11 protein-coding genes are annotated in these 10406 nt (G+C 69.4%); 4 read left to right on the forward strand and 7 right to left on the reverse strand.

Features of this window, described 5'->3' with window-relative positions:
- The first annotated feature begins 8 nt into the window (after window positions 1–8).
- Window positions 9–1172 carry an acyl-CoA dehydrogenase family protein gene (locus Q0M60_RS13470; RefSeq protein ID WP_296820425.1) on the forward strand — a complete coding sequence of 388 codons (1164 nt, stop codon included), beginning with the start codon at window positions 9–11 and terminating at the stop codon, window positions 1170–1172.
- Here Q0M60_RS13470 and Q0M60_RS13475 read toward each other — a convergent pair.
- From Q0M60_RS13475 to Q0M60_RS13485, 3 genes are read right to left on the reverse strand one after another with little or no spacing between them, the layout of a single operon-like run.
- A complete protein-coding gene (locus Q0M60_RS13475) occupies window positions 1169–1441 on the reverse strand; it encodes a chorismate mutase (protein ID WP_296820442.1) in 273 nt (90 codons plus the stop codon). The genes Q0M60_RS13470 and Q0M60_RS13475 overlap by 4 nt on opposite strands.
- A 43-nt stretch (window positions 1442–1484) precedes the next feature.
- Window positions 1485–2294, reverse strand: a complete 810-nt coding sequence (locus Q0M60_RS13480) for a ferredoxin--NADP reductase (RefSeq protein ID WP_296820427.1) — start codon at window positions 2292–2294, stop codon at window positions 1485–1487.
- A 44-nt stretch (window positions 2295–2338) separates the two neighbouring features.
- Window positions 2339–2965, reverse strand: coding sequence for an SCO family protein (locus Q0M60_RS13485; protein WP_296820429.1), 627 nt, complete (start codon window positions 2963–2965; stop codon window positions 2339–2341).
- Between the two features lie 45 nt (window positions 2966–3010).
- Between Q0M60_RS13485 and Q0M60_RS13490 the strand changes: the two genes are divergently transcribed.
- Both Q0M60_RS13490 and Q0M60_RS13495 read left to right on the forward strand, forming a co-directional pair.
- Window positions 3011–4330: an ActS/PrrB/RegB family redox-sensitive histidine kinase gene (locus Q0M60_RS13490; RefSeq protein ID WP_296820430.1), complete on the forward strand. Its 1320-nt coding sequence runs from the start codon at window positions 3011–3013 to the stop codon at window positions 4328–4330.
- 59 nt (window positions 4331–4389) lie between these two features.
- Window positions 4390–4956: an ActR/PrrA/RegA family redox response regulator transcription factor gene (locus tag Q0M60_RS13495; RefSeq protein ID WP_296820432.1), complete on the forward strand. Its 567-nt coding sequence runs from the start codon at window positions 4390–4392 to the stop codon at window positions 4954–4956.
- Here the strand turns inward: Q0M60_RS13495 and mmcB are convergent.
- Window positions 4953–5381 (reverse strand): DNA repair putative endonuclease MmcB, encoded by a 429-nt coding sequence (mmcB, locus tag Q0M60_RS13500; protein WP_296820444.1) that lies wholly within the window; start codon window positions 5379–5381, stop codon window positions 4953–4955. The two genes, Q0M60_RS13495 and mmcB, sit on opposite strands and share 4 nt — an antisense overlap.
- Window positions 5382–5511: 130 nt before the next feature.
- Window positions 5512–6030, reverse strand: a complete 519-nt coding sequence (locus Q0M60_RS13505) for a lipocalin family protein (RefSeq protein WP_296820434.1) — start codon at window positions 6028–6030, stop codon at window positions 5512–5514.
- Between the two features lie 107 nt (window positions 6031–6137).
- On the opposite strand from Q0M60_RS13505, the gene xseA reads away from it, so the two are divergent.
- Window positions 6138–7694, forward strand: coding sequence for an exodeoxyribonuclease VII large subunit (xseA, locus tag Q0M60_RS13510; protein ID WP_296820447.1), 1557 nt, complete (start codon window positions 6138–6140; stop codon window positions 7692–7694).
- A gap of 110 nt (window positions 7695–7804) precedes the next feature.
- Here the strand turns inward: xseA and dnaJ are convergent, their stop codons facing one another.
- The gene (gene dnaJ / locus Q0M60_RS13515; protein ID WP_296820437.1) at window positions 7805–8974 is read right to left on the reverse strand and encodes a molecular chaperone DnaJ; all 1170 of its coding nucleotides are present in this window, start codon (window positions 8972–8974) and stop codon (window positions 7805–7807) included.
- 59 nt (window positions 8975–9033) lie between these two features.
- Window positions 9034–10406: molecular chaperone DnaK (gene dnaK, locus Q0M60_RS13520; protein ID WP_296820439.1), on the reverse strand; the 1373-nt coding region annotated here is incomplete at its 5' end.

Below are 10406 nucleotides of genomic sequence, written 5' to 3' on the forward strand. Positions count from 1 at the left end.
GAAAGACGATGAACGTCCTCAACGTCCCCGAACCCGACTTCATGGCCGAGGAGGAGATCGTCCTCTTCTCCGACAGCGTGGCCCGCTGGATCGACGAGCACGCGCCGCCCGAAAAGGTGCAGCAGTGGATCGCCGACAGCTCCGTCCCGCGCGAGTTGTGGACCCATGCCGGAGAGGCAGGCCTGCTTGGCCTGTCCATGCCCGAGGCCGACGGCGGCATGGGCGGCGACTACCGCCACGAGGTCGTGCTGATGCGCCAGCTCGGCTGGAAGGGCGCGGACCACTTCGGCATCTCGCTGCACAACGCCATCGTCGCCCCCTACATCTGGCACTACGGCACCGAGGAGCAGAAGCAGCGCTGGCTGCCGCGGCTGGCGTCGGGCGAGCTGGTCGGCGCCATCGCCATGACTGAGCCGGGTGCCGGCTCCGACCTGCAAGGGGTAAAGACCACCGCAAAGAAGGCCGGGAACGGCTATGTGGTGAACGGGTCCAAGACCTTCATCACCAACGGCCAGCTGGCCAACTTCATCATCGTCGTCGCCAAGACCGACCCGGCCGAGGGCGCCAAGGGCACCTCCCTGATCGTGGTCGAGACCGACGGCGCCGAGGGCTTCGAACGCGGCCGCAACCTCCACAAGATCGGCATGGAGGGCAACGACACCTCCGAGCTGTTCTTCAACGACGTGCGCGTCCCGGCCGACAACATCATCGGCGGCGGCGAGGGCATGGGCTTCATCCAGCTGATGCAGCAGCTGCCGCAGGAGCGGCTGAACATCGCCGTCCAGGGCGTGGCGGCGGCCGAGCGCGGCCTCGCCGAGACCCTGGCCTACGTCAAGGACCGCAAGGCCTTCGGCAAGCGGATCATCGACTTCCAGAACACCCAGTTCAAACTGGCCGAGGTGAAGACCAAGCTGACGGTGGCCAAGGTCTTCGTCGATCACTGCATCGGCCTGCACCTGAAGGGCCAGCTCGACGCCGCCACGGCCTCCATGGCCAAGTACTGGGTCACCGACATCCAGGGCGAAGTCATCGACGAGATGCTCCAGCTCCACGGCGGCTACGGCTACATGAACGAGTATCCGATCGCCCAGCTGTACAAGGACGCCCGGGTGCAGCGCATCTACGGCGGCACCAACGAGATCATGAAGCTGCTGATCGCCCGGACGCTCTAGGCCCGCGTCCGGTCCCAAGCCGAGAATTCGTGCGCGATGCAGCGCTCGATCAGCTTGCGCCACACCGGCTCGGCGATGTCGGGCGACAGGCCCTGCTCGCGGGCTGCGGCCAGCACCTTGGAGACGACGTCCTCGATCCGCCAGTCGTCGTGGACCACGTCGCGGCTCGGCTTGATGCGGGCGGCGGCCTCCATGTAGCGCTGGCGCTCGGCCATGAGCGTCACGAGCGCTCGGTCGAGCGCGTCGACGCCCTCACGCACCTCGGCCATGGTCGTGCAGGCCTCGGGCGCGGTGCGCGGGTCGATCCTCACCTCATCCGACAAAGGCGCGCTCCAGGACGTATTCGGCGGGCTCGGCGTTCGAGCCCTCGGTCAGACCATAAGTCTCGACCAGGGCGGCGACGTCCTTGATCATGGCCATGGAGCCGCAGAGCATGACCCGGTCGCGCGCAGGGTCGAAGCCGCGCTCCAGCCTCAGGTCGTCGAAGAAGGCGCCAGAGCGGATACGGTCGGTGACCCGGCCTGTGGTGTGGAAGGCCTCGCGCGTCACCGTCGGGGCGTAGGTCAGGGCGGCCTTGGCCTCCTCGCCGATCAGCGGATCCTCATGGACGCCGCCTTCCAGGAATTCGCGATAGGCCAGGTCCGCGACCTGGCGCACGCTGTGGACCACGAAGACCCGCTTGAAGCGCTGGTAGGTCTCAGGATCGCGCACGATCGACAGCCAGGGCGCCAGGCCCGTGCCCGAGCCGATCAGGAACAGGTTCTCGCCGCCGGTCAGGGCGTCCAGCACCAGGGTGCCGGTCGGCTTCCTGCCGACCAGGACGGTGTCGCCTTCCTTGATGTGCTGCAGGCGCGAGGTCAGGGGGCCGTCCGGGACCTTGATGGAGAAGAACTCCAGCTGCTCGTCCCACATGGGGCTGGCCACCGAATAGGCGCGCACGATCGGCTTGGCCCCGCCCTCGGCCGGCAGGCCGATCATCAGGAACTCGCCCGAGCGGAAGCGCAGCTCGTCAGGGCGCGTGACGGCGAAGGAGAACAGGCTGTCGGTCCAGTGACGGACCCACAAAACCCGCTCCTCGAAATAGGGACTGGGGCGCGCGGTCGGCGCGGCGGCGGCGGTCATGGCGTCCATCTAAAGACTCGCGCGGATTTCGCCAGTGCGGCCGGTCAGGCCGCCGCCTCCTCCATGGCGCGGCGGATGGCGGTGGCGGTGCGCTCCGGGCCCATGCCGTAGCTGAGCGGCGTGACGAACTCGCCCTCGGGGTTCATCAGATAGACGGTCAGGGAATGGTCCATGGTGTAGCCCCCGGTCTGCTCGCGGCGCTCGTAGAAGACCCGATAGGCGTCGGCGGCGGCCCGCACCTGCTCCGGCGTCCCGGTCAGGCCGATGACGCCCTCGGGAAAGCCGCGCGTCGACAGGTAGTCGGCCAGGGCCTCGGGCGTATCGCGCTCGGGGTCGACCGAGATGAAAACAATCTGCAGATTCTCGGCCTGCGGCCCCAGCTGGTCCTTCACCGCCGCCAGAGTCTGAAGCGTGGTCGGGCAGTAGTCCGGGCAATAGGTGAAACCGAAGAAGACCGCCGTCCATTTGTCCTCAAGGATCGACTCATCGACCTGGCGGCCGGTCTGGTCGACCAGCTGGAAGGGTCCGCCGATGTCCGCCTCGCCAAAGGTCATGACCGGCTGGTCCGCAGGCGCCGCCCGCTGGGCCAACACCCACCAGGTCGCGCCCGCGATGATTACCGCAAGCGCGATACAGGCGGCGGCGAAGATGACGATCGGCTTGCGCGGCATGAAATCCTCTCGACGCGGGCGGGTCCGGCGGGGCCTTATAGGGGGGTGAGCGCCGAGCCCCAAGCCACGACCTACTGGGATCCTCAGAACCTGCCCGCCCCGCGCGGCAGGCTGCGCCTGCGCACCCTGATGCTGCTCCGCTGGCTGGGCCTCGCCGGTCAGACGGCGGCGGTGCTGTTCACGGCCTTCACCCTGGATTTCGACATCCGCCTGGGCTGGTGCCTGGCCATGATCGGCGCCGGAGCGTGGATGAACGTCGCTCTCGCCATCCTGGCGCGCCAGCCCGTGCTGGAAGGCTGGAAGGCGGCGGGCCAGCTGATGTTCGACGTGCTCCAGCTCGGCGCGCTGCTGGGCCTGACCGGCGGGTTGGACAATCCGTTCTCGCTGCTTCTGATCGCGCCGGTGACGATCGCCGCGGCCGCGCTGCCGACGCGGCACACCATGGCGGTGGGAGCCCTGGCGCTCCTGGTCGCCTGCGTCCTGTTCTTCGTACCCGAGCCCCTGCCCTGGCGGCCGGGAGAGATGCTGACCCTGCCGCCCATCTATCGCCTGGGCTTTCTGACCGCGATCCTGACCGGAGTGATCTTCACCGCCGGCTACGCGTGGAAGACGTCCTCGGAGGCCCGCCGCATGGGCCTGGCCCTGGCCGCGACCGACGCCATTCTCGCGCGCGAGCAGAGACTGGCGGCCATGGGCGGCCTCGCCGCCGCGGCCGCCCACGAACTCGGGACGCCGCTGGCCACCATCCAGGTCGTGGCCCGCGAGCTGCTGCGCAACGCCGGGTCCGACAAGGCCCTGGCCGAGGACGCCGAACTGCTGGTCCAGCAGGCCGAGCGGTGCCGCGACATCCTCAGGACCCTGTCCCAGCGCTCGGAAACCGGCGACGTGGCAGAGGCCCGCGTCAGCCTGGCCGATCTCCTGCGCGAGGCCGCCGAGCCGCACCGCAACCACGGGCCGCGCGTGGAGATCGCGGTGGAGGGCGCCAAGGGATCGGTCGAGCCCGAAATCCGACGCCTGCCCGAGGCCGTGCGCGCCATCGGCGCCTTCGTCGAGAACGCTACGGACTTCGCCGTCTATGAGGTTCGGGTCACCGCCTATTTCGACGACCGGACGATCCGCATCGAGGTCAAGGACGACGGCCCGGGGTTCGCCTCCGACGTGCTGGTCAAGCTGGGCGAGCCCTATGTCACGTCGCGGCCTGCGGGCGAGGGATCCAAGACCGGCCACCACGGCATGGGCATCGGCTTCTTCATCGCCAAGACCCTGCTGGAGAAGACGGGCGCCTCGGTCACCTTCGGGAACCTCCGGCACAAGGAAGGCGCTCAGGTGGTGGCGAGCTGGCCGCGCAACCTGCTCGAAGCTTGACGGGTCGCAATCGCCCAGCCCCGACGCTATCTAGGGTTCGGGGGCATTGAGGAGAACCGATGTCCGAGACGATGGAGCTTCAGTCCCAGGTCGAGGCGCTCGAGGACCGCTCGCTGATGGTGCTCGACGACGACACGGCCCTGCGCACCCGGCTGGGCCGGGCCATGGAGGCGCGCGGCTTTCAGGTGACCCTGGCCGCCTCGGTGGCCGAGGCGCTTGAACTGGGCAGATCGAGCCCGCCGGCGTTTGCGGTGGTGGACATGCGGCTGGAGGACGGCAACGGCCTCAAGGTCGTCGAGACCCTGCGCGAGCTGAGGCCCGAGTCCCGTATCGTCATGCTGACCGGCTACGGCGCCATCGCCTCGGCCGTGGCGGCCATCAAGGCCGGCGCGGTGGACTTCCTGGCCAAACCGGCTGACGCCGACGACGTGGTCAAGGCGCTCCTGGCCTCCGGCGACGATAAACCCCCACCGCCCGAGAATCCGATGTCCGCCGACCGGGTCCGCTGGGAGCACATCCAGCGCGTCTATGACCTGTGCGGCCACAATGTCTCGGAAACCGCTCGTCGCCTGAACATGCATCGCCGCACGCTTCAGCGGATCCTGGCCAAGCGCGCGCCGCGCTAGACCCCCGTGGCGCGTAGCGCGCCGAGCCTTGCGAATGCCAGTGTCAGCGCCTTGCGGCGCGCGGGCGCCAGCGGACTGGGCGTATGCGGCCTCACCACCGCCCCGCCGAAGCCGTCGGCGACGATGAGCCCGGGTTCGACCGGCAGGATGTCAGTGGGAAACTCGGGCGCCACCGCGAAGAAATAGGCGTCGCAGAACGGCAGATAGTCGCCCCACTTCCGGTCGCAGCGGAAATCCTCGACCGAGGACTTCACCTCGCAGATGGCGATCTCGCCGCGCGGGCCCAGAGCCATGACGTCGGCGCGCCGACCATTGGGCAGACGAACCTCCAGCAGCGGCGCATAGCCGAGGTCGGCCATCACGCGCGCCGCGCCCTTGGTCACCGCGGCGGTCACGGCCGGCCGCGAGGTGAAGGTCAGTTCCAGGGTTTCAAAGGCGACGAGGCTCACCCCGCCACAATGTTCACGGGCTGTTCCAAGTCAACCCATGCGGACGAGCGATCAGCTCGCCGCGCCGACCGCCAGGACCAGCCAGATCATCTTGAGCGCCTGCATCTCAGGCCCCCACGTGCACGGCGTTGGAGGTGTCGTAGCCGAGCGCGCGTACGCGGGCGAGCAGGGCCGAGCGGTTGGCCGGGCTGTGCGAGCGGCTCCACAGCCAGAAATAGTTGCCGCCCGGCGTGCCGAGGATGGCCCAGCTGTAGTCGTCGGCGCGGTCCAGCACCCAGAACTCCTGCGACACGCCGATGAAGCCGGCGGCGCCGCCTTGGGCGCGGAAACGCAGGCGGTTGTTGGCGTCGTTCAGCGGGCTGGCCGAAGCGCGGACGATGCGCGGCTCGCCGCTGGCGCGCTGGCAGGTGTTCACGACGTTGTAGGCGTCGCCTGCGCGGGTCACGTCGATCTGCAGGCGGTTGCAGGTCGGCTGATTGCGGTTGGGCGTGCGCGCGATCTCGTACCAGCGGCCGTCAAACTGCTGCAGGTCGACGGCGCGGCGCGGCACCGGGGCGTCGGCGAGCGCCACGGTCGAAAAGGCGATGGCCGCCGCGGACGCGGCGATGAGCTTGGTCGGTCTCATGGTCCTGATCCTTGCGTCACGGGCTTTGTCGGGCGTAGCAACGCGGTCCAGCCCAATATAGATGCAAGCGGGGCCTCTTTGAGGCGCCTCAGTTAACGGAACTCGCCATCGTCGCCGAAACGTCACAGTCGGGAGACAACGCCCCGCCGTTTACGGTGTCGGAGCTGTCCGCCGCGCTCAGGCGAACGCTGGAGGACCGGTTCGGATACGTCCGGCTGAGGGGCGAGATCTCCAAGTGCACCCACCATGGGTCGGGGCACGTCTATCTGACGCTCAAGGACGACAACGCCTGCATCGACGGCGTCGTCTGGCGCGGCTCGGTCAAGAACCTCGCATGCCGGCCGGAGCAGGGGCTGGAGGTGATCGTCACCGGCAAGATCACCTCCTATCCGCAGCGGTCGTGCTACCAGATCGTCATCGACACAATGGAGCCGGCGGGCGTCGGGGCCCTGCTGGCGCAGCTCGAGCGGCTGAAGGCCCAGCTGAAGTCCGAGGGTCTGTTCGACGCCGCGCGCAAACGGCCGATCCCGGCGATTCCGACGGTGGTGGGCGTGATCACCAGCCCGACCGGCGCGGTCATCCGGGACATCCTGCACCGCATCCGCGACCGCTGGCCCTGCCGGGTGCTGGTCTGGCCGTGCGTGGTCCAGGGCGACCAGGCCGCCGGCCAGGTGGCGGCGGCGGTGAAGGGCTTCTCCAGCCTGCCGGAGGACGGCCCGATCCCGCGCCCGGACGTGCTGATCGTGGCGCGTGGCGGCGGCTCGGTGGAGGACCTGTGGCCCTTCAATGACGAGGCCCTGGCCCGCGCGGTCGCGGCCTGTCCCCTGCCGGTCATCTCGGCGGTGGGCCACGAGACCGACACCACCCTGATCGACTTCGTCTCGGACCGGCGCGCGCCGACGCCGACGGCGGCCGCCGAGATGGCCACTCCGGTGTTGACCGACCTGAAGGCGCAGCTGGCCGACTTCGACCGGCGCATGCAGCGCTGCACGGGCCGGGCGATTGAGCTGAGGCGCACGCGGCTGACGGGCGTCTCGGCGCGGATGCCCAGCCGGGCCGACCTGTTCGGGCGGCGCGAGCAGCGCCTGGATCAGGCCTCGGCGCGGTTGTCCTCCGCGCTCCAGGCCAATGCGGCGGCGCATGAGCGAGCCCTGCTGAGGGTCGCCTCGCGCCTGTCGCCGGCGACGCTGAAGCGGCCCATCGAGCAGCAGGCCGAACGGCTGGCGGCGCTGGACCGGCGGGCGTCGCAGGCGCTGAGGCAATGGCTGAGGGACCGCGAGCAGCGGCTGTCGGGGTTGGCGCGCCGCCTGCCGTCGATGGAGCGGCCGGTGCGCCAGGCGCTGGGCCGGCTGGACGAGCTGGGCCGCCGCTCGCAGGCGGCGCTGGGCCGGTTGCAGCGACGGGAGGCCGAGCGGCTGGAGCGGCTCAGCCGGCTGTTCCTGTCGCTAGACCCGGACCGGCCGCTGGAGCGCGGCTTTGCGCGGGTTCACCTGTCCGACGGACGGCTGGTGAGGTCTGCCGGTCAGTTGGCGGCGGGCGACGCGCTGGCGCTGAAGTTCCGCGACGGCGAGGCCGGGGCGGTGGTCACCGGCGGGGAGCCTCGCAAGCCGACCGCGCCGAAGAAGGCCAAGGCCCCTCCGCCCGGCCAGGGCGACTTGTTCTGAACGTCATCCCGGCCGCAGGCGCGCAGCGCCGAAGAGCCGGGACTTAAACGCAATCGGCGCCGCACAGCCTAGGCCCCGGATCGGCGCTTCACTCCGTCCGAGTGACGGGATCAGGCGTTCCCCTCGGTCCCCGTCAGGTCCGTCCAGAAGCGCTTGGCCTTCTTGAAGAAGCCGGCGTGCTTGGGATGCTGGCGCTCGCCGCAGGTTTCGCCGAGCTCGCGCAGCAGCTCCTTCTGGCGGGGCGTGAGGTTGGTGGGGGTCTCGACGAACAGTTCGACGACCAGGTCGCCCCGGCGGCGGCCCTGGAGGTCGGGCATGCCCTTGCCCTTGATGCGCACCGTCTTCCCGGTCTGGGCGCCCTCCGGCACCTCGACCGAGGCTCGGCACTGGCCATCGCAGGCCTCCGAGGACAGGCAGGGCGCCTCGATCTCGCCGCCGAGCGCGGCCGTCGCCATCGGCACCGGCACGGTGCACAACAGGTCCAGCCCGTCGCGCTCGAACAGCTCGTGGGGCTTTACCGACAGGAAGACATAGAGGTCGCCGCGCGGCCCGCCGCGCCGGCCGACATCGCCTTCGCCCGCCAGGCGGATGCGGGAGCCGTCGTCGACGCCGGCGGGAATCTTCAGCGCCATGCGGCGCGTCTTGCGAACCTGGCCGCGGCCGTGACACGCCGTGCAGGGCTCGGCGATGACCTTGCCCTGGCCGCCGCAGCGCGGGCAGGTCCGCTCGACCTGGAAAAAGCCGTTGGCCTGGCGCACGCGGCCATGGCCGCCGCAGGTGGCGCACTGGGTCGGCTGGGAGCCCGGCTTGGCGCCCGAACCCTCGCAGGGCTCGCAGACGGCGGCCGAGGCTACGTCGATCTCGACCTCGGCACCGCGATAGGCCTGCTCCAGGCTGATCTCCAGGTCGTGGCGCAGGTCCGCGCCCCGCTGCGGCCCGGCCGAGCGCTGCTGGGCGGCCCGGTTGAACATGTCACCGAAGACGTCGCCGAACACCTCGGAGAAGATGTCGTTGACGTTGTCGAAGCCGCGCGCGCCGCCGAAGCCGCCGGCGCCGTTCACGCCCGCGTGGCCGAAGCGGTCATAGGCCGCCCGCTTGTCCGGATCGGACAGGACGGAATAGGCTTCGTTGATTTCCTTGAACTTGGCGGCGGAGTTCTCACAGCCGCCGTTGCGGTCTGGATGGTGCTCCATCGCGGCCTTGCGGAACGCCGCCTTGAGCGCCGCTGCGTCGACCGACCGGTCGACTCCCAGCGTCTGATAGTAGTCCTGCGTCGCCATAACCCGTTACGCCCCAATCAGGTCGGCGCCCCCGCCCGAAAGCGGGGGGCGCCAGAACCTTAAGCCGACTGCTTCTGGTCCTGATCCTGGTTGTCGTCCGTCACGTCCTCAAACTCGGCGTCGACGACACCTTCGTCCGCCGAAGACCCGCCGTCCGAGGCGTCCGCCTGGCCGGCCTGGGCCTTGTACATGGCCTCGCCCAGCTTCATCGACGCCTGGACCAGGGCATTGGTCTTGGCGGTGATGTCGGCCGCGTCCTCGCCGTCCTTGGCCGCCTTCAGCGCGTCCAGCGCGGTCTGGATCTCGTTGCGGTCGGCCTCGGAGACCTTGTCGCCGTGTTCGGCCAGGGCCTTCTCGGTCGAGTGGACGGCGGCGTCGGCCTGGTTCTTGGCCTCGACCAGCTCCTTGCGCGCCTTGTCGGCGGCGGCGTTGGCCTCGGCCTCCTTGACCATGCGGTCGATGTCGGCGTCCGACAGGCCGCCGTTCGCCTGGATGCGGATCGACTGTTCCTTGTTGGTCGCCTTGTCCTTGGCGGTGACATGCACGATGCCGTTGGCGTCGATGTCGAAGGTGACCTCGACCTGCGGCATGCCGCGCGGCGCCGGCGGAATCCCCATCAGGTCGAACTGACCGAGGATCTTGTTGTCGGCCGCCATCGGGCGCTCGCCCTGGAAGACCCGGATGGTCACCGCCGACTGGTTGTCCTCGGCGGTCGAGAAGACCTGGGACTTCTTGGTCGGGATGGTGGTGTTGCGTTCGATCAGCGGGGTGAAGACGCCCCCCAAGGTCTCGATGCCCAGGGTCAGCGGGGTCACGTCGAGCAGCAGCACGTCCTTGACGTCGCCCTGCAGCACGCCCGCCTGGACCGCGGCGCCCAGCGCCACGACCTCGTCGGGGTTCACGCCCTTGTGCGGCTCCTTGCCGAAGAAGGCCTTCACGGCCTCCTGCACCTTGGGCATGCGGGTCATGCCGCCGACGAGCACGACCTCGTCGATGTCCGAAGCCTTGAGGCCCGCGTCCTTGAGCGCCTTCTGGCAGGGCTCGATGGTGCGCTGGACCAGGTCCTCGACCAGGGCTTCCAGCTTGGCGCGCGACAGCTTGATGTTGAGGTGCAGCGGGCCGGACGCATTCATCGAGATGAAGGGCAGGTTGACCTCGTAGGAGGTCACCGAGGACAGCTCCTTCTTGGCCTTTTCGGCCTCTTCCTTCAGGCGCTGAAGCGCCAGCTTGTCGGAGCGCAGGTCGACGCCCTGCTCCTTCTTGAACTCGTCGGCCAGGTAGTCGACGAGGCGCAGGTCGAAGTCCTCGCCGCCCAGGAAGGTGTCGCCGTTGGTCGACTTCACCTCGAAGACGCCGTCGCCGATCTCCAGGATCGAGACGTCGAAGGTGCCGCCGCCGAGGTCGTAGACGGCGATCTTCTTGCCTTCGTTCT

It is taken from the genome of Brevundimonas sp. (assembly GCF_024711105.1).
GTDB lineage: Bacteria > Pseudomonadota > Alphaproteobacteria > Caulobacterales > Caulobacteraceae > Brevundimonas.

Excerpts from the sequence above, each read along its gene's own strand:
- Q0M60_RS13470 (WP_296820425.1), top strand. The coding sequence starts at position 9 with ATGAACGTCCTCAACGTCCCCGAACCCGACTTCATGGCCGAGGAGGAG.
- Q0M60_RS13475 (WP_296820442.1), bottom strand. The coding sequence starts at position 1,441 with ATGGCCGAGGTGCGTGAGGGCGTCGACGCGCTCGACCGAGCGCTCGTG.
- Q0M60_RS13480 (WP_296820427.1), bottom strand. The coding sequence starts at position 2,294 with ATGACCGCCGCCGCCGCGCCGACCGCGCGCCCCAGTCCCTATTTCGAG.
- Q0M60_RS13485 (WP_296820429.1), bottom strand. The coding sequence starts at position 2,965 with ATGCCGCGCAAGCCGATCGTCATCTTCGCCGCCGCCTGTATCGCGCTT.
- Q0M60_RS13495 (WP_296820432.1), top strand. The coding sequence starts at position 4,390 with ATGTCCGAGACGATGGAGCTTCAGTCCCAGGTCGAGGCGCTCGAGGAC.
- Q0M60_RS13505 (WP_296820434.1), bottom strand. The coding sequence starts at position 6,030 with ATGAGACCGACCAAGCTCATCGCCGCGTCCGCGGCGGCCATCGCCTTT.
- dnaJ (WP_296820437.1), bottom strand. The coding sequence starts at position 8,974 with ATGGCGACGCAGGACTACTATCAGACGCTGGGAGTCGACCGGTCGGTC.